We start from the raw sequence: 25,412 nt of genomic DNA on the forward strand, positions 1-25,412 counted from the left end.
GGCAGCGGACGGCGCCGATCAGGGTGATGACCGCCCACGGGGTGCCGACGGCGGTCAGCAGCAGCACGAACGACGTCATCGCGGACTGCGCGTCCCAGGCGTAGTGCCCGGCGAAGACGCAGGCCGTCGCCACGACGGCGACCGCGCAGGTGGCCCTGGCCCGGGAGGCGCGGGGCAGGATCGCGTCCAGGTCGAGGCCCATCGAGTAGAGCATCAGGCCCGCGTTGCCGACCGAGCCCGCGGAGGCGGCCAGCAGCAGCGGCACCAGGTACCAGGCGGGGGACGCGGCGACCAGCGGGCCCGCGTAGTCCGTCGCCGCCCGTGCCGCGTAGGCGGTGAAGGTGCCGAACAGCTGTGGCACCAGCAGACCGGCGACCAGCCCGAGCCAGGTGGCGTGCAGGATCCGCCGGGGGGAGTGCCGGGCGGGGGAGATGTAGCGGGTGTAGTCGCCGAGCAGGGTGATGAAGGCGATCGGTCCGGAGAGGCCCGCCGCGACGGCGGCCAGCAGCCAGGTCGGCCAGAACCCGTCCAGCAGGTAGCCGCCCGCCCCGGGCAGCGGCGCGGTGGTGAAGCGCGGGGCGTACGCGACGACGCCGAGGAGCAGCAGGGCCGTCATGCCGAGGGCCAGCACCCGGGACATCGCCAGCAGCACCCGGTAGCCGTGGACCGCGCCCGCCACCGTCGCCCCGGCGAGCACCGCGTACACCACCGCGTAGGCGCCGTCCCCGCCCGGCAGCCCGAACAGCCGCCCGAGGACGTCGACCAGCACGTCCCCGCCGATCCACACGGTCAGCGCGGTGTAGCCGAGGGCGAGGAGCAGGCCCACCACCGAGCCGACCAGCCGGCCGCGCACCCCGAACTGGGCGCCGGACGAGGTGGACAGGTTGGTCGCGGTGCGCAGCGAGACCAGCGCGAGCGGGGCCGTGAGGACGGTGCCGACCAGGGTGCCCGCCACGACGGCGCTCACCGACGCCCACCAGCCGAGGCCGAACGACGGCGGCAGCCAGCCGAAGACGATCACCCCGAGGCAGAGGTTGGAGCCCAGCAGGATCGAGACGAGGTCGCCCGGTCCACTGGTCCGCTCCGCCTCCGGGACGGTGTCGACCCCGCGCTGTTCGATCGGCATGGCTGGTCTCCTTCGACGGCCGCCCGGGTGTTAGAGCGACGTTCAATCTCTGTGACCCGATTCCGGTTGTCAACCTTTCCGTTGCATGAATCTGTGTTTAGAGTGACGCTCAAATAACTCGCAGAGGTATGGACGCAAGGAGGTGCCGGGGCATGCGACTGACCCCCACCGAACGTGACCGGCTGCTGATCTTCGGGGCCGCCGAACTGGCCCGCGCCCGCCGGGCCAGGGGGCTCGCGCTGAACGTGCCGGAGGCCACCGCGCTCATCGCCGACACCGTCTGCGAGGCCGCCCGCGACGGCGTCCGGCTCGCCGACGCGATCGCCCGCGCCCGGAGCGTCCTCGGCCCGGCCGACGTCCTGCCGGGCGTCGCCGACATCGTCACCGAGGTGCACGTCGAGGCCGTCTTCGACGACGGCTCCCGGCTCGCGGTCGTCACCGACCCCATCGGCGGCGGCCTCGGCGCACAGGCGCCGGGCGCCCTGCTGCCCGGCCCCGACCTGCCCGCGCCCGGACCGGCGCTGCGGCTCACGGTCACCAACACCGCGACCGTGCCGATCTCCGTCACCTCCCACTTCCACTTCTTCGAGGCCAACCCGCGCCTCGACTTCGCCCGCGCCGACGCCTACGGGACCCGTCTCGCCGTGCCCGCCGGATCGTCGGTGCGGTTCGGCCCCGGGGAGAGCGCCGAGGTCGGACTCGTGCCGATCGGCGGCGACCGGATCGCGATCGGCTTCGCCGGTCTCGTCGACGGCCCCCTGGACGCCCCGGGCGCCAAGGCGGAGGCCCTGCGCAGGGCGCGGGCCTGCGGCTACCTCGGCGCGGGCGAGCGGGACGGGTCCGGGGCGGGGGAGGAGCGCCGGTGAACCCCTACGAGTACGCCGCCACCCACGGGCCGCGCGCCGGGGACCGGATCAGGCTCGGCGACAGCGGGCTCACCGTCCGCGTCGAGTCCGACTCCCAGCGTCCGGGCGACGAGTTCCTCGCCGGGTTCGGCAAGACCGCGCGCGACGGGCTGCACCTCAAGGCCGCCGCCGTGCGCGACACCTGCGACGTGGTGATCAGCAACGTCGTCGTCATCGACGCCGTCCAGGGCATCCGCAAGGTGTCCATCGGCATCCGCGAGGGCCGCATCCACGCCATCGGCCGGGCCGGCAACCCCGACACCCTCGACGGGGTCGACGTGGTGGTCGGCACCGGCACCTCCATCGTCTCCGGCGAGGGCCTCATCGCCACCGCAGGGGCCGTCGACACCCACGTGCACCTGCTGTCGCCGCGCATCATGGAGGCGTCCCTCGCCTCCGGCGTCACCACGATCATCGGCCAGGAGTTCGGGCCGGTGTGGGGCGTCGGCGTCAACTCGCCCTGGGCGCTGCGGCACGCGTTCAACGCCTTCGACGCCTGGCCCGTCAACATCGGCTTCCTGGGCCGGGGTTCGTCCTCCCACCCGGCGCCGCTCGTCGAGGCGCTGGCCGAGGGCGGGGCGTGCGGGTTCAAGGTGCACGAGGACATGGGCGCCCACACCCGGGCCCTGGACACCGCGTTGCGCGTCGCCGAGGAGCACGACGTCCAAGTGGCGCTGCACAGCGACGGGTTGAACGAGTGCCTGTCGGTCGAGGACACCCTGCGGGTGCTGGAGGGCCGCACCATCCACGCCTTCCACATCGAGGGCTGCGGCGGCGGACACGTGCCCAACGTCCTGAAGATGGCGGGCGTCCCGAACGTCATCGGCTCCTCCACCAACCCCACCCTGCCGTTCGGCCGGGACGCGGTCGCCGAGCACTACGGGATGATCGTCTCCGTCCACGACCTGAAGACGGACCTGCCCGGCGACGCCGCCATGGCCCGCGACCGCATCCGCGCCGGGACGATGGGCGCCGAGGACGTGCTGCACGACCTCGGCGCGATCGGCATCACCTCCTCGGACGCGCAGGGCATGGGCCGGGCGGGCGAGACGGTCCGGCGCACCTTCGCGATGGCCGGGAAGATGAAGGCCGAGTCCGGCGGACCGGACGGGGGCGACGACAACGCGCGCGTCCTGCGCTACATCGCCAAGCTCACCGTCAACCCCGCCATCGCGCACGGCCTCGCGCACGAGGTCGGCTCCCTCGACATCGGCAGGCTCGCCGACATCGTGCTGTGGCGGCCGGAGTACTTCGGGGCCAAGCCGCAGCTCGTCCTCAAGTCCGGCTTCCCCGCCTTCGGTGTCGTCGGCGACCCCAACGCGGCCACCGACACCTGCGAACCCCTGGTCCTGGGACCGCAGTTCGGCGCGCACGGCGCCACCCCGGCCGACCTGTCCGTCGCGTTCGTCGCGCGGGCCGCCCTCGACCAGGGCGGCGACACGCTGCCCACCCGCCGCCGCCGGGTCGCCGTGCGCGGCACCCGCGGCATCGGACCGGCCGACCTGCGCCTCAACAACCGCACCGGCGCCGTCGACGTGGACCAGCGCACCGGCCTGGTCACCCTCGACGGCGAGCCGCTCTCCTCGGCGCCCGCCGACTCCGTCCCCCTCAACCGCCTGTACTTCCTCTAAGGACTCCCCGCATGGACAAGGCTGCCGCCGACGGCTTCCGGATGCCCCCCGAGTGGGCCCCGCACGAGCGCACCTGGATGGCCTGGCCGGGGCCCAACCCGACCTTCGAGGACCCCGGCGACCTCGCCGCCGCCCGCGCCGCCTGGGCCTCGGTCGCCCGCGCCGTGCGCCGCTTCGAGCCGGTCACCGTGGTCTGCGGACCCGGCCAGTCGGCGGACGCCCGCGCCCTGCTCGGCCCGGACGTCACCACCGTCGAACGCGAACTCGACGACGCGTGGATGCGGGACACCGGACCCACCTTCCTCACCGACGGACGCCGACTGGCCGCCGTCGACTGGACGTTCAACGGCTGGGGCGGGCAGGAGTGGGCGCGCTGGGAGCACGACGGCCGGATCGCCGCCCAGGTCGCCGACCTCGCGGGCGCCCGCACCTACACCTCGGAACTGGTCAACGAGGGCGGCGCGATCCACGTCGACGGCGAGGGCACCGTCCTGCTCACCGAGACCGTGCAGCTGGGGCCCGAGCGCAACCCCGGCTGGACCAGGGAGCGGGTCGAGGCGGAGATCCACGCCCAGCTCGGCACCCGCAAGGCGATCTGGCTGCCGCGCGGCCTCACCGGCGACTACCCGCCGAACGGCTTCGGCACCCTGGGGCACGTCGACATCGTCGCCGCCTTCGCCCGCCCCGGGGTCGTGGTCGCCCACGTCCAGCCGGACCCGGCCCACCCCGACCACGAGGTGACCCGCGAGTCCGTCGGCGTCCTGCGGGCGGCGAGGGACGCGCGCGGCCGCCGTCTCGAGGTCGTCGAGGTGCAGGCACCGACCGTCCTGGAGGCCGACGGGCACTGGGCCGACCACTCCTACATCAACCACTACCTGTGCAACGGCGGGGTCGTGCTCTGCGGCTTCGACGACCCGCGCGACGAACTCGCGGCCGGACTCTTCCGCCGTCTCTTCCCCGACCGCGAGGTGACCCTCGTCGACGCCCGTACGATCTTCTCCGGCGGTGGCGGCATCCACTGCGTCACGCAGCAGCAGCCGAGGATCTAGGGAGCAGCACATGGCCGGTGGGCGCAGGCAGGCCCCGCCCCGGGAGGACGTCCTCGCCGCCGCCATGGAGATGATCGCCGCGAGCGGCCTCGAACGGCTCACCATGGCCGGGCTCGGCCGCGCGGTCGGGATGAGCAGCGGCCACCTGCTCTACTACTTCCGTTCCAAGGACGAACTGCTGCTGCAGGCCCTGGAGTGGAGCGAGGGGCGGCTCGGCACCGAGCGCGGGCGGCTGCTGGCGCGCACCGGCACGGCCGCCGAGCGGCTCGCCGCCTACGTCGACCTGTACGTCCCCGACGGCCACCGCGACCCGCACTGGACGCTCTGGCTGGAGGTGTGGAACCGGTCGCAGAACGCGGACGACGACGCCCGCGACCGGCAGGCCGCGATCGAGGGCGCCTGGCACCGCGACCTGGTGGCGCTGCTCGCCGAGGGCATCTCGCGCGGCGAGTTCCGGGCCGTCGACCCGGACCGCTTCGCGTCCCGGCTGCGCGCCCTGCTCGACGGGTTCTCCCTCCACGTGGCGATCGGCCTGCGCGGCACCGACCGCGAGCGGATCCTCGCCCATGTGCGGGAGTTCCTGGCCGACGGGCTGCTGGCCCACCCGATTCCGCAAGACGGACCGTTCGCATCCTGAGACGGAGGGTGAGGGCGGGGGTCGCCTGTGCCAGACTGCCCCCGTGCTCTCCGCCACGATTATCGGCAGCAGACGCGCCGGTCCGCAGTGACCGCTTCGTACGACCAGGTACGGGCGGACACCGTTGTTCTCGACCCGCGCGCAGACCTCTCGCACCCGCGAGGGGTTTTTCGCTTTTCTGGCCCACCCCAGCCGGGAGCGGAGCGCGAGGGACCATGGGAGGACGGTGGAGCCGGTCATTCCGGTACGACCGAGATCCAACCTCAGGAGCCTAGACACCATGACCGACACCAGCGAGCTCGACGACTCGTTCCACGTCTTCGACACCACCTTGCGCGACGGCGCCCAGCGCGAGGGCATCAACCTCACCGTCGCGGACAAACTGGCGATCGCGCGGCACCTGGACGACTTCGGTGTGGGCTTCATCGAGGGCGGCTGGCCCGGCGCCAACCCGCGTGACACCGAGTTCTTCGCCCGCGCCCGCCAGGAGATCGACTTCCGGCACGCCACCCTCGTCGCCTTCGGCGCCACCCGCCGCCCCGGCGCGAAAGCGGCCGAGGACCCGCAGGTCAGAGCGCTCCTGGAGTCGGGCGCCGAAGTGATCACCCTGGTCGCCAAGTCCCACGACCGGCATGTCGAACTGGCGCTGCGCACCACCCTCGACGAGAACCTGGAGATGGTCCGCGACACCGTCTCCCACCTCCGCTCCGAGGGCCGCCGGGTCTTCGTCGACTGCGAGCACTTCTTCGACGGCTACCGCGCCAACCCCGGCTACGCCAAGGCCGTCGTACGGGCCGCCGCCGAGGCCGGCGCCGACGTGGTGATCCTCTGCGACACCAACGGCGGGATGCTCCCCGCGCAGATCCAGGCCGTCGTCGCCACCGTCCTCGCCGACACCGGCGCCCGGCTCGGCATCCACGCCCAGGACGACACCGGCTGCGCGGTCGCCAACACGCTGGCCGCCGTCGACGCGGGCGCCACCCACGTCCAGTGCACGGCCAACGGCTACGGCGAGCGGGTCGGCAACGCCAACCTCTTCCCGGTCGTCGCCGCCCTGGAGCTGAAGTACGGCAAGAAGGTGCTCCCCGACGGCAGGCTCCGCGAGACCACCCGGATCTCGCACGCCATCGCCGAGGTCGTCAACCTCACCCCCTCCACCCACCAGCCCTACGTCGGCGTCTCCGCGTTCGCGCACAAGGCAGGACTGCACGCCTCCGCGATCAAGGTCGACCCCGACCTGTACCAGCACATCGACCCGGCGCTGGTCGGCAACACCATGCGGATGCTGGTCTCCGACATGGCGGGCCGCGCCTCCATCGAGCTGAAGGGCAAGGAGCTGGGCGTCGACCTCGGCGGCGACCGCGAGCTGGTCGGCCGGGTGGTCGAGCGGGTCAAGGAACGCGAACTGCGCGGCTACACCTACGAGGCGGCCGACGCCTCCTTCGAGCTGCTGCTGCGCGCCGAGGTCGCGGGCAAGCCGCTGAAGTACTTCGACGTCGAGTCCTGGCGGGCCATCGTCGAGGACCGCCCCGACGGCAGCCACGCCAACGAGGCCACCGTCAAGCTCTGGGCCAAGAGCGAGCGGATCGTCGCCACCGCCGAGGGCAACGGCCCGGTCAACGCCCTGGACCGGGCCCTGCGGGTGGCCCTGGAGAAGATCTACCCGCAACTCGCTCACCTGGGCCTGGTCGACTACAAGGTCCGCATCCTGGAGGGCAAGCACGGCACCCAGTCCACCACCCGCGTCCTGATCTCCACCTCGGACGGCTCGGGCGAGTGGTCCACGGTGGGCGTGGCGGAGAACGTCATCGCGGCCTCGTGGCAGGCCCTGGAGGACGCCTACGCGTACGGGCTGCTGCGGGCCGGGGTGGAACCGGCGGAGTGAGGGGGCGGGTGCGGGCGAGCCGCTTCCTCGGCTCGCCCGCACCCGGTCGGCCAGCGGCGGCCCGCACAGCACCGCCCCGCCACCGATCTCCCCGTCGGCGACGGCCGTGACGCCGCCGCCCCCGGTCTACCGCCTCACCGCAACTGCCACTTCTGGTTCGAGGCGCCCGTGCACGACCAGATCTGCGCCCGTGCCCCGTTCGCCGACGTGTTGTCCGTGACGTCCAGGCACTTGTCCGCCGCCGTGTTGACCACGTCCCCGGTCGACGCGTTGTAGGTCCACCGCTGGGCGCCGGTGCCGTTGCAGTCGTAGAGCTGGAGCTTGGCGCCGTTCGCGGTGGAGGCCGAGGTCACGTCCAGGCACTTGCCGAGCGCCTGCACGGAGCCGTCGGCGCGGACGGTCCAGGTCTGCGCGGCCGAGCCGTTGCAGTCCCAGAGCTGCACCGCCGTCCCGTTGGCGCTCGCACCGGACGCCACGTCCAGGCACTTGCCGCCCAGGCCGACGAAGGCGCCCGAGGCCGCCGCCGGGCCGGACGGGGTGCCGGACCAGGTGAAGGTCGCCGACGTCTTGCCGGGGAGCGAGTAAGTGGCGTGCTGGGAGCCCCAGTTGACGGTGACCGTCTTCGCCGCGGAGCCGTCGTTGTACGCGATCAGGGCCTTGCTGCCGTCCGGGTTGCGCCAGGCCACGTTGGGCACCGCCGAGGACGCCGTCGACGCGATGCGCTGGGCGCCGGGGCGGACGAACTTCGTCAGGTGGCCCATCGTGTAGTACTCGACCGTGTAGTCCACCGTGCCGCTCGCGCCGTCGCCGTTGTGCACGGTGACCAGGCCGGTGCAGGTGCCGCAACCCCCGTTGTGCGGGCCCATGTTCTGGTCCACGGCCAGCGACCACTTGGTCACCGACTTCGCCCAGTTGCGGGTGTAGTCGACGATGTCGCGCATGTCCTCGCGCTGCTGGTTGGCGATCCAGGTGCCGCCCGAGTGCTCGGTGCCGAACGCGTCGAGCGCCGGGTACTGGTTGTGCACGGCCGTCTGCTTGGTGACGTCGCCGCCGTAGCCGTGCCAGGCGATCCCGCCGAAGTTCGGGTGGGCGCGCACGGCCGGGTCGTCGACGGTCTGCGCCGCGTAGGAGTCGTAGACGTCCCAGTTCCAGTCGTGCGCCAGCACCTTGGTGGACAGGCCCGCCGCCTGGAGCTTGGGCAGCAGCTCGCTCTTGACGAAGTACGCGAGCCCACTGGCGTTCCAGCTCATCGAGGGGTAACCGCCGCAGCAGGTCGGCTCGTTCTGCGGGGTCACGTACCCGACGTTCACGCCCTGGTCCCGGTACCCCTGGAGGTACTTCACGAAGTAGGAGGCGTACGCGCCGTAGTCCTCGGCCTTCAGCCAGCCGCCGTTGAGGGAGCCGCTGTCCTTCATCCAGGCGGGCGCGGTCCACGGCGACGCCATCACCGTGAGGGCCGGGTTGAGCTGGAGCGCCTGCCTGGTGAGCGGCACCACGTCGGCCAGGTCGTGGGCGAGGGAGAACCGCGCGAGCGAGGGGTCGCTCTGCCCGGCGGGCACGTCGTCGTAGGTGTAGCCGTTCCTGGCGAGGTCCGAGGCGCCCATCGGGTTGCGCAGGAACGACAGGCCGATGCCGTCGGTCGGCGAGAACAGCTTGCGCAGGGTGGCGTCCCGGGTCGCCTGGGACAGCGCGCCGCTGCTGTTCAGCAGCCAGGCGGCGGTGTCCGTGAAGGACGCCCCGCCGCCGGTGAAGGTCTGGTAGCGGGTGTTCTCGTCGACGGTGATGTTCTCGCCGCCGCCGCCCGTGCCGCTCTGGAACGCGAACGGCGTCTGCGCCTGGAGGCCGCGCACGACATGGCGCCCGGCGGAGTCGTCGGTGGTGGTGAGCCAGGCGGTCACCTGTTCGCCCGCCGCGTGCGCGGGCGGTACCGCCGCCGTGAGGCCCGCTGTGGAGAGCAGGCCGGCCAGCAGCAGTCGGATCGCGTGGGGGGTTCTCCTCATGGACACATCGCCCTTCCTGACGAGATGCCTTGACGGGTGTGCGAGCCGTAGTTACCTCACGACGTGATCTAAGCCGTGAGTGAACCGTGAGAGCCCGAGTGAACCAGAGAGCGGAGGGAAGGTCCATGCCAATGACCGCCCCGCCCGGCCGCGACCCGGGCGAGGGCTCCCTCCCCGTCCGCGCGCCGTGCCGCCCGCCCGCCCCGGCCCCCGACAGTCGTATCGAAATGACCGGTTCATCGGGATTCCGGTAGTTTCAGAGGATGAAAGGCGTCCTGCGGACCCGGGGTCTCGCCGCGCTGCTGTCGGTCATGGCCCTCACCGTCCTGACGGCCGGACCGGTGGCCGCCCCCGCGGCCGCCGCCACCCGTGTCTCCGCGATCGCCGCGGCCCTGCGCGAGAGACCCGTCTACGTCGACCCGGCCGCGGCCGGGCAGCTCTCCGCGGCCGACGCGGACGCGCTCGCCGCGCGGATCGAGAAGGCGGACAAGCCCGTGTTCGTCGCGGTCCTGCCCGCCGGGTACCCGACCGCGAACCTCTTCACGGACCTGCGCACGGCCACCGGCGTCACCGGCCTGTACGCGATCCGGCTGGGCGACCGCTTCGACGCCCGTGCCGACTCCGCCGTGCTGCCGCGCACCTCCGTGCGCAACCTCGTCACCAGCGTGCAGGGCGACGGCGACGCGAAGACGCAGCTCGGCGACTTCACCGACCGGGCGCTGGCCGGGATGCGCGGCTCGGCCCCGGCGAGCTGGGGCGACCGGTCGGGCACCACCGGGGTGCCGGGCGCCGCGCTGATCGGGCTCGGCGCGCTGGTCGTCGTCGGCGGCGCGGGCGCCTACGCGCTGGTGCGGCGCGACCGGCGGCGCACGGACCAGCGGCGGCGGGCCGATCTGGAGCGGCTGCGGGTGGTGGTCGACGAGGACATCACCGCCTTCGGCGAGGAGCTGGACCGGCTCGACTTCCATCCGGCCGAGGCGGGGGCCGACGACGCGATGCGCGCCGACTACGAACGCGCCCTGGACGCCTACGAACAGGCGAAGTCCCTGATGGCGGCGGCGTACGTGCCGCAGGACGTCCGGGGGGTCACCGAGGCCCTCGAGGACGGCCGCTTCTCCCTGGCCACGCTCGCCGCGCGCCGCGCGCACCAGCCGCTGCCCGAGCGGCGCCCGCCCTGCTTCTTCGACCCGCGGCACGGTCCTTCGGTGGCCGACGCGCGGTGGACACCGTCCGGCGGGGCGCCGCGCGAGGTGCCGGTCTGCGCCGCCGACCGGACCAGACTCGCCGACGGCCGCGATCCGGTGATCCGCGAGGTGGACAGCGCCTGGGGCCGCCGTCCCTACTGGGAGGCGGGCCCGGCCTACGGGCCGTGGGCGGGCGGCTACTTCGGCGGCGGCATGCTGCCGGGGCTGCTGGTCGGCACCATGCTCGGCGGGATGATGTCCGGCCCGGGGTACGCGCACGACTACGGCGCCGGGTACGGGGACACCGGCGGCGGGTTCGGCGGTTTCGGGGGCGGCGACGTCTCCGGCTCGAACTTCGACCCCGGGGACTTCGGCGGCGGCTTCGGCGGGGGAGGGTTCGGGGACGGCGGCGGCTTCGGGGACGGCGGCGGGGGAGGCGGGGACTTCGGCGGCGGGTTCTGACGGCGTCCGCCCCGCACCCGGACGCCGTCAGGACGCGTCGGCCGCGCCGTGTCCCGCCCCCCGCCCGCGCATCAGGCGTTCTTGATCGCCGAGATGTCGAAGTTCAGCTTGATCTTGTCGGAGACCAGGACGCCGCCGGTCTCCAGGGTCGCGTTCCAGGTCAGGCCCCAGTCGGAGCGCAGGATCTCGGCCTTGCCCTCGAAGCCGACGCGCTCGTTGCCGAACGGGTCCTTGGCGGCGCCGTTGAACTCCAGGTCGATGGTGACCGGCCGGGTGGTGCCGAGGATCTCCAGGTCGCCGGTGATCCGGTAGTCGTCGCCGCCCAGGGACTGCGCCTCGGTGGAGCGGAAGGTCATCCGCGGGAACTCGTCGGTCTTGAAGAAGTCGGCGCTCTTGAGGTGTCCGTCGCGGTCGGCGGAGCCGGTGTCGATGGAGTCCATGGTGATGTCGAGGAAGGCGGTGGACTTCGCCGGGTCGGTGCCGTCGAGGTGCAGCGAGCCGGTGAAGTCGAGGAACTTGCCCTTGACGTTGGTGACCATCGCGTGGCGGGCCACGAAGCCGAGCGTGGAGTGCGCGGGGTCGATGGTGTACTCGCCGGTCAGCGCGGCCTGTTCGGGGACGACGGGCGCCGAGCCGGCGCTCGCGGGGGTGGTGTCGCTGTCGTTCTTGCGGCCGAAGATGCCCATGAGGTGCTCCTGGGGGACGGGTCGCGGCTCCGGGCGGAGGCCGCGGCGATGAGGATGTTTAATCTTCAACGAGGTCAACGAGGACGACCGTAGACCCATTCCGTTCAAGTTTCAACATCATCCGCAGTGTCGTCGAGATCTTACGTTCCGTGACCATCCGCCGCACGGCCGGTGACGCGCGGCGCACGTGCGGGTGAGCAACGGCGGATCTTCCGGGGATCTTTCGACGATCCGTGTCGGCCCTCTGGCGGACGCGCGTAGACCTCGGGCACCATCGGCCTGCACCACCTGCACAGCCGCCCCACAGGAAGACGGCCCACGGCCGCCCGACCCACGGTTCCCCGCAGGAAGGCCCCCCATGAAGTTCAGATCCGCCCTGACCGCGCTCGCCCTCGTCGTCGCCCCCGGCATCGCCGTCGTCGGCGCCGCGGGGGACGCCTCGGCCGCCACCAAGATCAGCCACGCCACCGCCACCTCGATGTTCAGCGCGGTCGGCGTCACCTGGTCCTCCTCCGGCGGCTGTTCCGACCGCAACACCCCCACCTGCACGTCGTTCGACCAGCTCAACCAGGCCACCGCCCAGGGCGCCCAGACCCTCAAGCGGGCCACCGGCTGCGCCCTCAACATCACCGGCGGCACCGAGACCGGTCACGCCTCCGGCACCTACTCGCACTGGAACGGCTACAAGCTCGACTACGGCAAGAACACCTGCGTCACCACCTACATCAAGAACACCTTCACCTACATCGGCCTGCGCGGCGACGGCGCCGCCCAGTACCAGTCGGGCTCCGGCAACATCTACGCCGACGAGGGCAACCACTGGGACGTCCTCTACTACAACTGCGGCGGCTGCTGAGGCACTTGACCGCACCCGCGCGGCGGAACCGGCGTCCCGCACGGTTCCGCCGCGGCGGCCCGCGTGGTACCCAGCTTGAGCATGACCCCCACGCGCCGCACCTTCCTCTCGGCGGCCGCCCTCGCCGCCACCGCCCTGGCCGCGCCCCCGGCCACCGCCCGCTCCGCCGACCCCTACGACACCCTCCGTGCCCGCTGGCTCGACCTCGCCCTCGGCACCGGCTACGACCCGGCCGGCGAGCCCTACGCCTCCCGGCTGGCCGCCGTCGGCGCCCGCGCCCGCACCCTGAGCGCCACCATGGCGCCCACCGCCTCCTCCCTCTGGCCCGACCACCCGTTCGACCCGCCGTCCGGCATCACCCAGAGCTACGGCCGCCTGTGGACCATGACCCAGGCCGCCGTCCAGCCGGGCACCGGCAGCACCGGCGATGCGGAGCTGACCGCCGCCGTCCTGCGCGGCCTCGACCACCTCTCCGCCACCGTCTACCACCCGGGCACCACCCCCTACGGCAACTGGTGGGAGTGGCAGATCGGCAGCCCCCGCCCGCTCCTGGACATCACGGCCGCCCTCGGGGAGACGCTCGGCGCCGAGCGCACCGCCGCCGCCTGCGCCGCCGTCGACCACTTCGTCCCCGCCTCCGCGCTCGCCGACTACTCCGGCACCTCCACCGGCGCCAACCGGGTCGACCTGTGCCGCTCCGTCGCGCTGCGCGGGGTCCTCGGCCGCGACGGCACGAGGATCGCCCTCGCCAGGGACGCCCTCTCCCCGGTCTTCCCGCACGTCACCCGGCGCGACGGGCTCTACGCCGACGGCTCGTTCGTGCAGCACACCTGGGTCGCCTACACGGGGACCTACGGACAGGTCCTGCTCGACGGACTGGGACGGCTGTTCACCCTGCTCGCGGGCTCCGACTGGCAGGTGACCGACCCCGCCAGGCAGCTCGTCCTGGACAGCGTCGAGCACGCCTACGCGCCCTTCCTGCACGACGGCCTGGTGATGGACTGCGTCAACGGCCGCGCCATCAGCCGGGGTTACCTCACCAGCGACGACCAGCACCTGATGCGCGGCGACCACTTCCACGGCCAGGCCCTGATCGCCGCGATCGTCCTGCTGGCCGGCGGGGCGAGCACGGCCGAGCGCGAGCGCTGGTACGGGATGGTCAAGGGCTGGGCCCAACGGGACACCGTCGCACCGCTGCTGACGGCTCCTCAGTTCGGCGTCGCCGATCTCACGCGGCTGCGCGCCGCCGCCGACTCGACCGCCCCGGCCGCCCCGGAACCCGTCGGCCACCGCCTCTTCCCGGCCATGGACCGGGCCGTCCACCGCCGCCCCGGCTTCACCGCGAGCATCGCCATGGCCAGCGACCGCATCGCCTCCTACGAGTGCGGCAACGGCGAGAACCCGCGCGGCTGGCACACCGGCGCGGGCATGGTCTCCTGGTGGACCGAGGGGACCGGCGACCAGTACACCGACTGGTACTGGCCCACCGTCGACTGGTACCGGCTGCCCGGCACCACCGTCTCCACCCGGCGCCTCGCCGACCGCGCGGGCGGCGAGTGGGGCGCCGCCCGGCCCGACGTCCGCTGGGTCGGGGGCACCACCGACGGCGTCCACGCGGCCCTCGGCCAGCACGTGAAGGGCGTCGGCTCCACCCTGGAGGCCCGCAAGTCGTGGTTCTGCGCGGGCGACGCCGTCGTCTGCCTGGGCGCCGGGATCAGCTGCGCCGACGGGGTGCCGGTCGAGACGGTCGTCGACAACCGCAACCTGGGGGAGGGCGGCACCCGGCGGCTGACCCGGGGCCCCGGCTGGGCCCATCTGGAGGGCCACGGCGGCTGGCTGGTGCCCGAGGGTCGGCTGCGCACCCTGCGCGAGGACCGCACCGGCGCCTGGTCCGACATCAACACCACCAGCACCGACGAGCGCGCCACCCGCCGCTGGCAGACCCTCTGGCTCGACCACGGCACCGACCCGGCCGGCGCCCGCTACCGGTACGTCCTGCTGCCCGGGGCCTCCCGCGCCCGGGTCGCCGCCCTCGCCGCCGACCGGCGCTGGCTCGACGTCCTCGCCAACGACACCACCGTCCAGGCCGTCCACGTCCCGTCCGCCGGGGTGACCGCGGCCACCTTCTGGGGCCCGGGGAGCGCGGGAGCGCTCAGCGCGTCGGCGGGGGCCGGCGTGCTGGCGGTCCAGCGCGGCGGGACCGCTACGCTCTGCGTGAGCGAGCCGCCGCGCACGGGCGGCCCGGTGGAGGTCGTCTGGGACCGCCCGGTGCGCGCGGTGCTGCGGTCCGATCCGTCGGTCCGGGTGCTCTCGGCCGGGCGGCGGCTGACTCTAGGGGTTACCCCAGGAGTGTCGTGTTCGACGCACCGATGTGAGGTGGCTCTCGCATGACGTCTTTGTGCGACCCCCACAACCGCGGCGGGCTCTGAGCAGTCGAAAGGGCTGCATGCCACGATGGTTCTGTTCGGTGCTACCAGGAAAACGGGCCGGAGACTGTACGGAGTCGACGGCTCGCTTTTCTTCGTGTCCTTCGTAAGGTCGCTACATGACCGTTTTGGACGATGCACCGGGTGAGCCGACGGACGCCCGCGGGCGAGTGGCCGAGCTGCACGAGATCCGCGCCCGTGCGCTGGCCGGACCGAGCGAGAAGGCGACCGAGGCGCAGCACGCCAAGGGCAAGCTGACCGCGCGCGAGCGCATCGAGCTGCTCGTCGACCCGGGTTCCTTCCAGGAGGTCGAGCAGCTCAGGCGGCACCGCGCCTCCGGCTTCGGCCTGGAGTCCAAGAAGCCGTACACCGACGGTGTCATCACCGGCTGGGGCACGGTCGAGGGCCGCACGGTCTTCGTCTACGCCCATGACTTCCGGATCTTCGGCGGCGCGCTGGGCGAGGCCCACGCCACCAAGATCCACAAGATCATGGACATGGCCATCGCGGCGGGCGCTCCGCTGGTCTCCCTGAACGACGGCGCGGGCGCCCGCATCCAGGAGGGCGTCTCGGCGCTCGCCGGGTACGGCGGCATCTTCCAGCGCAACACCCGGGCGTCCGGCGTCATCCCGCAGATCAGCGTGATGCTCGGCCCGTGCGCGGGCGGCGCGGCCTACAGCCCCGCCCTCACCGACTTCGTCTTCATGGTCCGCGACACCTCGCAGATGTTCATCACCGGCCCGGACGTCGTCAAGGCGGTCACCGGCGAGGAGATCAGCCAGAACGGCCTCGGCGGCGCCGACGTCCACGCGGAGACCTCCGGCGTCTGCCACTTCGCCTACGACGACGAAGAGACCTGCATCGCCGAAGTGCGGTACCTGCTCTCGCTGCTGCCGCAGAACAACCGGGAGAACCCGCCGACGGTGGAGTCCTCCGACGACGCCGACCGGCGCAGCGACGTGCTGCTCGACCTGGTCCCCGCGGACGGCAACCGCCCGTACGACATGGCCAAGGTCATCGAGGAGATCGTCGACGACGGCGAGTACCTGGAGGTCCACGAGCGCTGGGCCCGCAACATCATCTGCGCCCTGGCCCGCCTCGACGGCCGGGTGGTCGGCATCGTCGCCAACCAGCCGCAGTCCCTGGCCGGGGTGCTGGACATCGAGGCGAGTGAAAAAGCTGCGCGCTTTGTCCAGATGTGTGACGCTTTTAACATCCCGATCGTCACCTTCCTGGACGTGCCGGGGTTCCTCCCCGGCGTCGACCAGGAGCACGGCGGAATCATCCGTCACGGCGCGAAGCTGCTCTACGCCTACTGCAACGCGACCGTGCCGAGGATCTCGCTGATCCTGCGCAAGGCGTACGGCGGGGCCTACATCGTCATGGACAGCCAGTCCATCGGTGCCGACCTCACCTACGCGTGGCCCACCAACGAGATCGCCGTGATGGGAGCGGAAGGCGCCGCCAACGTCATCTTCCGCCGGCAGATCGCCGAGGCCCAGGACCCCGAGGCCATGCGCTCCCGCATGGTCAAGGAGTACAAGTCCGAGCTGATGCATCCCTACTACGCGGCCGAACGCGGTCTGGTCGACGACGTCATCGACCCGGCCGAGACCCGCGAGGTGCTCATCCGCTCGCTGGCCATGCTGCAGAACAAGCACGCCGATCTGCCGTCCCGCAAGCACGGCAACCCCCCGCAGTAATCCCGCGGAAACCTCTCTCACGGAGACTGACATCCATGAACTCGCCTGACATCCGCGTCGAGAAGGGCCACGCCGACCCCGAAGAGGTCGCCGCCATCACGGCCGTCCTGCTGGCCCGCGCCGCGTCCCGGCCGACCCTCACGGTGCCGTCCCGAGTCCACGCCAAGGCGCCCTGGCGGCGTCTGGAGCGTGAGGGCGGCTTCCGCGCCCCGCACAGCTGGCACTGAGCCCTCCAGGGCCCTGCCGCACGCATCAGGACCCCGTCCTCCCCTCGGGAGGGCGGGGTCCCGTGCGTGCGCGGCCGCCCGGGGCATGGCCGCCGACCGCCCCGCAGCGGCCCCCGGGCACGCCGAAGGGCCCCTCCGCACGGAGGGGCCCTTCATCGCGTCCGGCTACCGCAGCCGCGCCATCAAGGCGTGCTCGACCAGGGTGATCAGCGCCGACTTGGCGTCCGCGCGGTGGCGGGCGTCCGTCGTGATGATCGGGGTGTCCGGCCCGATCTGGAGGGCCTCGCGGACCTCGTCGGGGTTGTACGGCTGGCTGCCGTCGAAGCCGTTGAGGGCGATGACGAACGGAAGGCCGCTGTTCTCGAAGTAGTCGACCGCGGGGAAGCAGTCGGCCAGTCGCCTGGTGTCCACGAGGACGATCGCGCCGATCGCGCCGCGGACCAGGTCGTCCCACATGAACCAGAAGCGGTCCTGACCGGGGGTACCGAAGAGGTACAGGATCAGGTCCTGGTCGAGCGTGATGCGGCCGAAGTCCATGGCCACCGTGGTGGTGGTCTTGTCCCCGGTGTGGGTGAGGTCGTCGATGCCCGCGCTGGCGGACGTCATGACGGCCTCCGTGCGCAGCGGGTTGATCTCCGAGACAGCACCGACGAACGTGGTCTTGCCCACGCCGAAGCCCCCTGCCACCACGATCTTCGCGGAGGTGGTGGAGCGACTCTGAGAAACCGGCCCTCCGCTAGAGCTTGCGAAGTCCACTGAGCACCCTTTCGAGCAGTGTCACGTCTGGCTGGCCGCCGGCGTTCTCGTCGCCGCCGGGCTGATGAATGGCGACCAGGCCCGCCTCCGCCAAGTCGGCGACGAGGATCCTGGCCACGCCGAGAGGGATGGTCAGCAGAGCCGAGATCTCGGCCACCGACTTGATCTCGCGGCACAGATGGCAGATCCGCTGATGCTCGGGCAACTGGCCCTGCATCTGGTGCGGTTGCGCGGTGGTGTGCACCAGTGCCTCGATGGCGAGCTGGTAGCGGGGGCGCGTCCGTCCGCCGGTCATGGCGTACGGGCGCACCAGAGGGTTGCTCGCCGCCCCTGCGGGCGCGGGCTCAGGGGTGCGTCGTTGCGGCTGCACGGGCTGGATGCGCGGAGCCGGCGGCTGGTCGTACGGCGAAGGACCGGGGCCCTGCGGACCCTGGGGCGCGTACGGCTGACGCCGATGGCTGGGCGTGGAGGGGAAGTTGTAACGGTTCGGGTTCTGGGAACCATCGTTCTGGCCCTGGTTCTGGCCAGGACCGTACGACCAGTTGCCGGTATTCGAACCGTCTGGTGGTGTAGCCACTTTCTCCTCCTCCGACTGTGCCGGGCACCCATCCTTGTGGAGCCGCGTCCCGAAACCTTACGGCCACGGGCCGTGAAAACGCACCGTCTGTCTGTTAGTTGAGAAGGCTGCCCTGGAGCTCCTGGCGAAGATCCGGGGTCAGAACGGTGCCCGCACGGTCGACGAGAAGAGCCATCTCGTACCCGATCAGACCGATATCGGCCTCGGGGTGTGCGAGAACGGCGAGCGACGAGCCGTCCGAGACGGACATGATGAAGAGGAATCCTCGCTCCATCTCCACAACCGTCTGGTTCACGCTGCCGCCCTCGAAGATGCGCGAGGCGCCGGCGGTCAGCGAGGTCAGGCCGGAGGCGACCGCCGCGAGCTGGTCGGCCCGGTCGCGGGGGAACCCCTCGGACATCGCCAGCAGAAGTCCGTCGGCGGAGACCACCACCGTGTGGGACACCCCCGGGGTGTTGTCCACGAAGTTGGTGATCAACCAGTTCAGGTTCTGTGCCGCCTGGCTCATCGGGCTCACACTAACGCTCCTGGTCGTAGGTGCTGTCAGGACCGAGGCCCTGGCCGTTCTTTTCACTTCCTGCGTTGCGTCCTCGTTGGACGCCGCGACGCAGGTTGCTCAGCCTGCCCCGGATGTCCTCCGGAGCACGGGAGATCTGTGGACCTCCCTGGGGGGTGCTTTCGGCGGCTCCCTCGACCAGGTTGGCCTTGGGTACCCGCCGCGGCAGGCCGGAGGAGGTGACCCCGCCCGCCTTGGGCTTGCGGAGCTGTGAGGCCTGCTGCCAGCGCTCGTCGTTCGCCGACTGCCAGAGGCCGCCGTCGCTGTTGCCGATACCGCCGGTGGTGCCGTTCCCGCCGTTCCCGTCCGCGCCCGGGGCCTTCGCCTCCTGGCCCGCGTGCCGGGCGCCGTTGCCGGCGCCCGAACCGCGACGCGGAAGCCCGGCGTCGGTCAGTTCGTGGGACGCGGAGGAGGTCGGTCCCGGACGGTCGAAGCCTACGCGGTCGAGATCATTCCCGTCAGCGCCCTGCGTGGACTCCGCTTCCGGAGCGTACTCGGCCTGGTAGCCGTTCTGGTAGCCGTCCTGCTGGGGCCAGTCGTCCTGGTAGGACGGCTGGTCGAACGAGGGGAAACCGTCCTGCCGGGCGGCACCCGCGTCGGCCTGCGGGTCCTGACCGGATTCCGGATAACCGGAGTCCTGGAAGCCGTGCGGGGCGGAGAACGCGTCGGTCTGCGGCAGCGCGCCGTCCGGCGCGTAGTACGGCTCCTCGTACGCCGGACGCTGCTGCTCCTCGTACGGCGCCTGCTGCGGCTCCTGGTACGCGGGGGGCGCGTCGAATCCGCCGCCCTGCGCCGGGTAGCCGCCCTGGGCGTCGTCGTACGCCGGGCGCGCGTCGAAGCCGTCCGCGCCGAACTGAGCGCCCTCAGCGGGCTGTCGGGGCCCGTGCTCGCCCTGCGGGCGGGCCGGGGCCGGTCCCGGGCGCTCCCCGTGCTCCGGAGCGCGGCCCGCGGGGTCCAGCTCCCGGATGTCGTCGGGGACCTCGCCGTACTGGCTGTCGTCGAAGCCGAGTTCGGCGGCGGTGCGCAGGTGCGGGGCCGGGGGCTGCGCGAAGTCCTCGCCCAGCGGCGGGTAGCCCTGCTCCGGCATGATCTGCGAGACGGTGAACTCCTCGCCGCCCAGGCGCTGTTCACCGCCGCCACCGCCGTGCGTGATCGCGTCGGGCAGCATGACGAGCGAGGTGGTGCCCGCCTGCTCGCCCGACGGGCGGAGCTGCACCCGGATGCCGTGCCGGTCGGAGAGCCTGCCGACCACGAACAGGCCCATCCGCTGGGAGATCGCGGCGTCCACGGTCGGCGGGTTGGCCAGCTTGTGGTTGATGTCCGCGAAGTCCTCGGCGGTCAGGCCGATGCCCTTGTCGTGGATCTCGATCATCACGCGGCCGTCGGGCAGCCGGGTCGCGGTGACCCGGACCTTGGTCTGCGGCGAGGAGAACGTGGTCGCGTTTTCCAGCAGCTCGGCGAGCAGATGGACCAGGTCGGTCACCGCCCGGCCGTGGATCTCGGCCTCCGGGACGCCGGACAGCTCGACGCGCTCGTACTGCTCCACCTCGGAGGAGGCGGCGCGCAGCACGTCGACCAGCGGCACCGGCTGGTCCCAGCGGCGGCCGGGTTCCTCGCCCGCGAGGACCAGGAGGTTCTCGCCGTTGCGGCGCATGCGGGTCGCGAGGTGGTCGAGCCGGAAGAGGTTCTCCAGCTGGTCCGGGTCGGCCTCGTTGTTCTCCAGGTCGGTGATCAGGGTCAACTGCCCCTCGATCAGGGACTGGTTGCGGCGCGAGAGGTTGGTGAAGATCGCGTTGATGTTGCCGCGCAGCAGGGCCTGCTCGGAGGCGAGCCTGACCGCCTCGCGGTGCACCTGGTCGAAGGCGCGGGCCACCTCGCCGATCTCGTCCTTGGTGTGGATCGGGATCGGCGCGACCCGGGTGTCGACCCGGCCGGGGTCGGTGCGGGAGAGCTGGTCGACCAGGGTCGGCAGCCGCTGCTCGGCGATGCCGAAGGCGGCGCTGCGCAGCTGGCGCATCGAGCGGCTCATCTGCCGGGCGACCGCACCGGCCAGGATGAAGGCCAGCAGCAGCGCGACGACGACGGCGGCACCGGTGATGATGGCGTCCCGCTGGGCGCCGGAGGCGATGTCCGAGGCCTCGCCCACGGCCTTGTCGGCGAGGTCCGCCTCGATCTGGCGGTAGACGTTGTACTTGAGGGTGTTCACCGCCCACCAGTTCTGCGCGGTGATGCCCCGCTCGGCGAGCTGGGCGCGCTCGGCGGTGTCGGTGGACCCCAGCGTCGACAGGGCGGTGACCATGTCGGTGGGGTTGCTCGGCGGCGCCACGTACGTCTCGCCCTTGGCCGCCGCGTCGTCCTCGGCCTTCTTGGCCAGCTCCGCGCCGTCCGTCTTGAGCTTCGCCTCGGCCTGGGTGAGCTTCTGGGCGTCGGCCTCGGTGCCACCGCCGATGTACTCCTCGACGGCGATGCCCTCCAGGTAGGCGTAGGAGGAGAGGGCGACGCGCTGCTTGGCGAGGTTCTTGTCGTCGGGGCCCGGGTTGATCAGCAGGTGCATGCCGATGGCACGCTCCAGCGAGAGGGCGGCCTTGGTCAGCGAGATCGCGTAGACGGTCCGGCCGTAGCTGGTGATGTTGCCGGTGCCGAGCCCCAGCTCGTTGGCGAACTCCATCAGCGGGTGGGCGACGGTGACGTAGCCCTCCTCGGTCTGCACGGCGGGCAGCTTCGCGGTGTACGCGGCCGCGCGGAGCCCGGCGATCTTGGGCTCCTCGGCGCGGAACAGCGTCAGCCTGCGTTCGAGGCCCGGCTTCGCGGGCATGTTCTGGGCGGCCCGGTCGAAGGCGTCGGCGGCCTTGTCGGTGGTGGCACGGGCGTCACTGACGGTCTTCTTGTCCGCGGCCGTCTGCGACTTGCCCTTCAGCAGCGGGGCGGTGGTGATGTCACGCTCGTTGTAGAGGGCGTCCGCGTAGGACAGCGAGGCCCGCACCAGGCGGGCCGTGTTCTCGGCGTCCTCGGCGTCCTGCCAGGTGTCGATGGAGCTCTTGACCTGGAAGCCGCCCATGACGAGGCCGACCAGCACGGGTATGAGGAGAATGGCGTTGAGCCGGGTGGGCACCCGCCAGTTGCGGGGCGAGAGCCGACCGCCCGAGGAGGCCGCGGCGTCGGGCTGCGGCCCGGACGCAGGGGCGGGCGCCGCTCCGCGCGGCGGCGGGGTGAAGTTGCCCCGGGCCGACGGCTCGGGACCGTTCTTGCTTCGCCTCACTCGACCAACAACCTCTCGGCGGTCGGCACCAACCGTGTGCCGCAGTGTCTCAGAGCCCGGGACGTCCCCGCGTCCGCAGTGCTACGGAGTACGTCTTTGACTATTGGGCAGTTCAGGCATTCCAGCACGACGACCAGCGCACTTCCAAACAGTGGGACGCACCGTTTCGGTGTGATGTAAGCCCCACGTAAAACGGTCATAAAGAGCGAGCCCCGTCAAATGACGGGGCTTCCGTGCGCACAGCGGCACCGGACGAACGCGACGCGTTGCGGGTCCGGTGCATTCCTCTGCCGAAACGTTATGAACACCGGGGCCGACCGTGTCAAAACCCACAGCCGGCTCCGGTGCTTCTACGACAACTGCCGTATGCCACGGCTGACTTGGCCGCTACCGCAGCCGCGCCATCAGCGCGTGCTCGACCAGGGTGATCAGCGCACTCTTGGCGTCGGACCGGTGGCGCGCGTCCGTCGTGATGATCGGGGTGTCCGGCCCGATCTGCAGGGCCTCCCGCACTTCCTCGGGGTTGTACGGCTGGTGCCCGTCGAAGCCGTTGAGCGCGACGACGAACGGCAGACCGCTGTTCTCGAAGTAGTCGACCGCGGGGAAGCAGTCGGCCAGCCGACGGGTGTCCACCAGCACCACGGCGCCGATCGCGCCGCGCACCAGGTCGTCCCACATGAACCAGAAGCGGTCCTGACCGGGGGTACCGAAGAGGTACAGGATCAGGTCCTGGTCGAGCGTGATGCGGCCGAAGTCCATGGCCACCGTGGTGGTGGTCTTGTCCCCGGTGTGGGTCAGGTCGTCGATGCCCGCGCTGGCGGACGTCATGACGGCCTCCGTGCGCAGCGGGTTGATCTCCGAGACCGCTCCCACGAACGTGGTCTTGCCGACGCCGAAGCCGCCTGCCACCACGATCTTCGCGGAGGTGGTCGCCCGCCCTCCGTCAGAGCTTGCGAAGTCCACTGAGCACCCTTTCGAGCAAAGTCACGTCCGGGGCGCCCGTGGTCTCGTCGCCGCCCGGCTGATGGATGGCGACGAGCCCCGCCTCGGCCAGGTCGGCGACGAGGATCCTGGCCACGCCCAGCGGCATCGCGAGGAGGGCCGAGACCTCGGCGACCGACTTCACCTCACGGCACAGGTGGCAGATGCGCTGGTGCTCCGGGAGCAGCCCCATGAGCGCTGCCGGGTCGGCCGTGGTGCTGATCAGCGCCTCGATGGCGAGCTGGTAGCGCGGCCTGGTCCGGCCGCCGGTCATCGCGTAGGGACGTACCAGCGGCTGGTCGCCCTCGTCCTCGTACGGCTCCGCGTACGGATCATGAGAGGCGGTGGGCGGGGTCATGGATCCTCCGGGCGGGACAGCAGGTCGGTCAGTCATGCCGTCTGACGTGGCCGGTGGGGGGATTGTGGCGGCCGGACGGTGATGTGGTGAGACGGGTGGTGCCTGGGCCGGTCAGTGCAGCAGACTGCCCTGGAGTTCGGCGCGCAGGTCCGGTGTGAGCACCGCACCCGCGCGATCGACCAGGAGGGCCATCTCGTAGCCGACCAGGCCGATGTCGCACTCGGGGTGTGCGAGCACGGCCAGGGACGAGCCGTCCGAGACGGACATCAGGAAGAGGAAGCCGCGCTCCATCTCGACGACCGTCTGCGCCACGCTGCCCCCCTCGAAGATCCGGGAGGCCCCGGCCGTCAACGAGGTGAGTCCGGACGCCACGGCCGCCAACTGGTCGGCGCGGTCCCGCGGAAAACCTTCCGACATCGCCAGAAGGAGACCGTCGGCGGATACGACGACGGTGTGGGACACCCCGGGGGTGTTGTCCACGAAGTTGGTGATCAACCAGTTGAGATTCTGTGCCGCCTGGCTCATCTGGCTCAACTAACGCTCCTGCTGGTGAGTGGGGCTCGGGAAGCTGCCGGTCTGCGGGCCGTTGCCGGCCTGTCGACCCTGCGCGATGCCCCGACGGAGATTGGTCAGCCGGCCGCGTACGTCATCGGGCGCACGGGAGACCTGCGGACCGCTTTGGTGCTGTTGCTGCTGAGCCGTGCCCGGAACGAGGTTCGCCCGGGGCACCCGGCGCGGCAGGCCGGAGGTGGTGACACCGCCCGCGGCGGGCTGCCGCACACGCTCCGCCTGCCGGACGAGGTCGTCGTTCGGGGAGGTGCGCCACGAGGCGGCGGCCCGCTGGGGAGCGGACGTGGGAGGGGCCGCGGCCGGAGCCTGCGACGGAGCGGGCGCGGCGGGCGGCTGGCCCTCGCCGTACCCGTTGTTCTGGTGCCCGTTGTGGTGGAGCTGCTGCTGTTGCTGCTGCTCCTGCTGTCCGGCGCCGTGGAACCAGTTGGTCTCCAGGGTGTCGTACAGCGGGGTGCGGCCGTCGCCGGGGCCCGGGGCCGGCGGCAGCGCCTCCGGCTCGGTGCGGCCGGGCCGCTGCGGACGCTGGGGGACCGGCGGACGCGGGGCGCCGAAGTCGCCGCCGCCCTGGGCGCCGTTGACCTGGCCGTTGCCCTGACTGCCGTTGACCTGGCCGCCGTTGACCTGCGGGCGCTCGAACTGCCCGGTGTCCTCGGCGCCGTTGTGCCGACCCGGCAGCGCGTGGTGGCCGGTCGAGCCGGAACCGTTGTCGTAGCCCGGCACCGCGAACTGCCCGGTGGAACCGGCCTCGTAGGACTGCGGGGCCGCGAACTGGCCGGTGTTGGCGGGGTTCGCCGGGTTGTGCTGGCCGCCGTTGTACTGGCCGCCGCCCTGCTGCTGGGGCGCGGGCGTGCCGAACACGTCCGAGCGGACGAACCCGCCCGAGTCCTGCCCGTGGGCGCCGTTGCCGTTGCCGTTGCCGTCGTCGACGGGGGCGTTGGACCGGCGCGGCGGGCCGAAGTTCGGGCGCTGCAACGGGTTTCCGGGCGGCGGGGTCTGCCCGCCCTGGGCCGGTGCGCCGAAGTCGGGACGCTGGAACTCGGAGGTGGCGCCCACGCCCTGGCGGTCGTCGAAGGCGGGTATCGCGGGCATCTCGCTGGTCGCGGCCGGACCCTGCCGGTCGTCGACCCGCGGGAACTGCGCGGTCTGGGCCGCCGGGTCCCGCTCGTCGTGGCCGCGCGGGGCGTCCAGCGCGGAGCGCGGCATCGGCGGCTGGGCGTTCTCGTCGCCCCAGCTCGGCACCCGCGGCTGCTGCGGGTTGCCGCCCGGCAGCTCGGCGCGCGGACCGCCGCGGCCCGGGAGCTGCGGCTGGCGCCTGCGCCGACCGCCCTGCTGCTCACCGGTCTGGTTGCCCGCCTGCTGCTGCGGGCCCTGGCCCTGGGGGACCGGACCGAGCGGGTTGCCGAACGCGTCCTGGCCACCGGCCGCCTGCATGCCCTGCGGGGCACCCGGGGCCTGGCCGCCGAACCCGGCGCCCGCGGGAGCGGGCCTGCCCTGCTGCGGCAGCGCGGGCGACTGCGGTCCGCGGGGACCGCCGGGCCCACCGGGTCCACCAGGACGTCCGTTGCCACCGCCCGCTCC

At 72.2% G+C, this 25,412-nt stretch carries 20 protein-coding genes and 1 pseudogene; 10 read left to right on the top strand and 11 right to left on the bottom strand.

Annotation, left to right across the window (positions count from 1 at the left end; all coding sequences use genetic code 11):
- Positions 1-1,126, bottom strand: a 1,126-nt coding sequence (locus GA0115242_RS07235) for a cytosine permease (protein WP_093825701.1), incomplete at its 3' end; no start/stop codon positions are given.
- A gap of 152 nt (positions 1,127-1,278) precedes the next feature.
- Here GA0115242_RS07235 and ureA point away from each other — a divergent pair.
- From ureA to cimA, 5 genes are all read left to right on the top strand, one after another.
- On the top strand, positions 1,279-1,992 hold the full coding sequence (gene ureA / locus GA0115242_RS07240) for an urease subunit gamma (protein ID WP_093825703.1): 714 nt from the start codon (positions 1,279-1,281) through the stop codon (positions 1,990-1,992).
- Positions 1,989-3,662: an urease subunit alpha gene (locus tag GA0115242_RS07245; protein ID WP_093825705.1), complete on the top strand. Its 1,674-nt coding sequence runs from the start codon at positions 1,989-1,991 to the stop codon at positions 3,660-3,662. The genes ureA and GA0115242_RS07245 overlap by 4 nt, the downstream gene beginning before the upstream one ends.
- 11 nt (positions 3,663-3,673) lie before the next feature.
- Positions 3,674-4,711: an agmatine deiminase family protein gene (locus GA0115242_RS07250; RefSeq protein ID WP_093825708.1), complete on the top strand. Its 1,038-nt coding sequence runs from the start codon at positions 3,674-3,676 to the stop codon at positions 4,709-4,711.
- A 10-nt stretch (positions 4,712-4,721) separates the two neighbouring features.
- A complete protein-coding gene (locus GA0115242_RS07255; RefSeq protein ID WP_093825712.1) occupies positions 4,722-5,348 on the top strand; it encodes a TetR/AcrR family transcriptional regulator in 627 nt (208 codons plus the stop codon).
- A 280-nt stretch (positions 5,349-5,628) separates the two neighbouring features.
- On the top strand, positions 5,629-7,233 hold the full coding sequence (gene cimA / locus GA0115242_RS07260) for a citramalate synthase (protein WP_093825714.1): 1,605 nt from the start codon (positions 5,629-5,631) through the stop codon (positions 7,231-7,233).
- Between the two features lie 134 nt (positions 7,234-7,367).
- Here the strand turns inward: cimA and GA0115242_RS07265 are convergent, their stop codons facing one another.
- Complete coding sequence (locus tag GA0115242_RS07265) at positions 7,368-9,233, bottom strand: ricin-type beta-trefoil lectin domain protein (RefSeq protein WP_093825716.1); 1,866 nt, start codon at positions 9,231-9,233, stop codon at positions 7,368-7,370.
- Between the two features lie 263 nt (positions 9,234-9,496).
- On the opposite strand from GA0115242_RS07265, the gene GA0115242_RS40645 reads away from it, so the two are divergent.
- Complete coding sequence (locus GA0115242_RS40645) at positions 9,497-10,879, top strand: hypothetical protein (RefSeq protein WP_093825718.1); 1,383 nt, start codon at positions 9,497-9,499, stop codon at positions 10,877-10,879.
- 71 nt (positions 10,880-10,950) lie between these two features.
- Here the strand turns inward: GA0115242_RS40645 and GA0115242_RS07275 are convergent, their stop codons facing one another.
- Positions 10,951-11,565, bottom strand: coding sequence for a YceI family protein (locus GA0115242_RS07275; protein ID WP_093825720.1), 615 nt, complete (start codon positions 11,563-11,565; stop codon positions 10,951-10,953).
- Between the two features lie 358 nt (positions 11,566-11,923).
- On the opposite strand from GA0115242_RS07275, the gene GA0115242_RS07280 reads away from it, so the two are divergent.
- From GA0115242_RS07280 to GA0115242_RS07295, 4 genes are all read left to right on the top strand, one after another.
- A complete protein-coding gene (locus GA0115242_RS07280; RefSeq protein WP_093825722.1) occupies positions 11,924-12,421 on the top strand; it encodes a hypothetical protein in 498 nt (165 codons plus the stop codon).
- 81 nt (positions 12,422-12,502) lie between these two features.
- The gene (locus GA0115242_RS07285; protein WP_093825724.1) at positions 12,503-14,812 is read left to right on the top strand and encodes a polysaccharide lyase 8 family protein; all 2,310 of its coding nucleotides are present in this window, start codon (positions 12,503-12,505) and stop codon (positions 14,810-14,812) included.
- A 154-nt stretch (positions 14,813-14,966) separates the two neighbouring features.
- Positions 14,967-16,550 carry an acyl-CoA carboxylase subunit beta gene (locus GA0115242_RS07290; protein WP_093825727.1) on the top strand — a complete coding sequence of 528 codons (1,584 nt, stop codon included), beginning with the start codon at positions 14,967-14,969 and terminating at the stop codon, positions 16,548-16,550.
- A gap of 35 nt (positions 16,551-16,585) precedes the next feature.
- On the top strand, positions 16,586-16,777 hold the full coding sequence (locus GA0115242_RS07295) for an acyl-CoA carboxylase subunit epsilon (RefSeq protein WP_093825729.1): 192 nt from the start codon (positions 16,586-16,588) through the stop codon (positions 16,775-16,777).
- Between the two features lie 165 nt (positions 16,778-16,942).
- Here GA0115242_RS07295 and GA0115242_RS07300 read toward each other — a convergent pair whose 3' ends face one another.
- The 8 genes and pseudogenes from GA0115242_RS07300 to GA0115242_RS07335 all read right to left on the bottom strand — a co-directional run.
- Complete coding sequence (locus GA0115242_RS07300) at positions 16,943-17,533, bottom strand: GTP-binding protein (RefSeq protein ID WP_093825732.1); 591 nt, start codon at positions 17,531-17,533, stop codon at positions 16,943-16,945.
- On the bottom strand, positions 17,514-18,110 hold the full coding sequence (locus tag GA0115242_RS07305) for a DUF742 domain-containing protein (protein WP_093825733.1): 597 nt from the start codon (positions 18,108-18,110) through the stop codon (positions 17,514-17,516). Before GA0115242_RS07305 ends, GA0115242_RS07300 begins: the two co-directional genes overlap by 20 nt.
- A 94-nt stretch (positions 18,111-18,204) precedes the next feature.
- Entirely contained in the window at positions 18,205-18,618 is a 414-nt protein-coding gene (locus GA0115242_RS07310; RefSeq protein WP_093825739.1) for a roadblock/LC7 domain-containing protein, read from the bottom strand.
- 10 nt (positions 18,619-18,628) lie between these two features.
- Complete coding sequence (locus GA0115242_RS07315) at positions 18,629-21,925, bottom strand: sensor histidine kinase (RefSeq protein WP_093825735.1); 3,297 nt, start codon at positions 21,923-21,925, stop codon at positions 18,629-18,631.
- Between the two features lie 387 nt (positions 21,926-22,312).
- Positions 22,313-22,888, bottom strand: coding sequence for a GTP-binding protein (locus GA0115242_RS07320; RefSeq protein ID WP_093825737.1), 576 nt, complete (start codon positions 22,886-22,888; stop codon positions 22,313-22,315).
- A complete protein-coding gene (locus GA0115242_RS07325; RefSeq protein ID WP_016432454.1) occupies positions 22,869-23,264 on the bottom strand; it encodes a DUF742 domain-containing protein in 396 nt (131 codons plus the stop codon). The genes GA0115242_RS07320 and GA0115242_RS07325 overlap by 20 nt, the downstream gene beginning before the upstream one ends.
- A 111-nt stretch (positions 23,265-23,375) precedes the next feature.
- Positions 23,376-23,789, bottom strand: coding sequence for a roadblock/LC7 domain-containing protein (locus GA0115242_RS07330; protein WP_003993189.1), 414 nt, complete (start codon positions 23,787-23,789; stop codon positions 23,376-23,378).
- Between the two features lie 9 nt (positions 23,790-23,798).
- Positions 23,799-25,412 (bottom strand): annotated as a pseudogene (locus GA0115242_RS07335) (hypothetical protein); the annotation flags it as partial.

The sequence above is a fragment of the Streptomyces sp. SolWspMP-5a-2 genome, from assembly GCF_900091845.1.
GTDB lineage: Bacteria > Actinomycetota > Actinomycetes > Streptomycetales > Streptomycetaceae > Streptomyces > Streptomyces doudnae.

Bases quoted from the DNA above. Each gene is read 5' to 3' on its own strand.
- GA0115242_RS07265 (WP_093825716.1), bottom strand. From the start codon at position 9,233: ATGAGGAGAACCCCCCACGCGATCCGACTGCTGCTGGCCGGCCTGCTC.
- ureA (WP_093825703.1), top strand. From the start codon at position 1,279: ATGCGACTGACCCCCACCGAACGTGACCGGCTGCTGATCTTCGGGGCC.
- cimA (WP_093825714.1), top strand. From the start codon at position 5,629: ATGACCGACACCAGCGAGCTCGACGACTCGTTCCACGTCTTCGACACC.
- GA0115242_RS07290 (WP_093825727.1), top strand. From the start codon at position 14,967: ATGACCGTTTTGGACGATGCACCGGGTGAGCCGACGGACGCCCGCGGG.
- GA0115242_RS07325 (WP_016432454.1), bottom strand. From the start codon at position 23,264: ATGACCCCGCCCACCGCCTCTCATGATCCGTACGCGGAGCCGTACGAG.
- GA0115242_RS07295 (WP_093825729.1), top strand. From the start codon at position 16,586: ATGAACTCGCCTGACATCCGCGTCGAGAAGGGCCACGCCGACCCCGAA.
- GA0115242_RS07250 (WP_093825708.1), top strand. From the start codon at position 3,674: ATGGACAAGGCTGCCGCCGACGGCTTCCGGATGCCCCCCGAGTGGGCC.
- GA0115242_RS07285 (WP_093825724.1), top strand. From the start codon at position 12,503: ATGACCCCCACGCGCCGCACCTTCCTCTCGGCGGCCGCCCTCGCCGCC.
- GA0115242_RS07275 (WP_093825720.1), bottom strand. From the start codon at position 11,565: ATGGGCATCTTCGGCCGCAAGAACGACAGCGACACCACCCCCGCGAGC.
- GA0115242_RS07255 (WP_093825712.1), top strand. From the start codon at position 4,722: ATGGCCGGTGGGCGCAGGCAGGCCCCGCCCCGGGAGGACGTCCTCGCC.
- GA0115242_RS07280 (WP_093825722.1), top strand. From the start codon at position 11,924: ATGAAGTTCAGATCCGCCCTGACCGCGCTCGCCCTCGTCGTCGCCCCC.
- GA0115242_RS40645 (WP_093825718.1), top strand. From the start codon at position 9,497: ATGAAAGGCGTCCTGCGGACCCGGGGTCTCGCCGCGCTGCTGTCGGTC.
- GA0115242_RS07330 (WP_003993189.1), bottom strand. From the start codon at position 23,789: ATGAGCCAGGCGGCACAGAATCTCAACTGGTTGATCACCAACTTCGTG.
- GA0115242_RS07310 (WP_093825739.1), bottom strand. From the start codon at position 18,618: ATGAGCCAGGCGGCACAGAACCTGAACTGGTTGATCACCAACTTCGTG.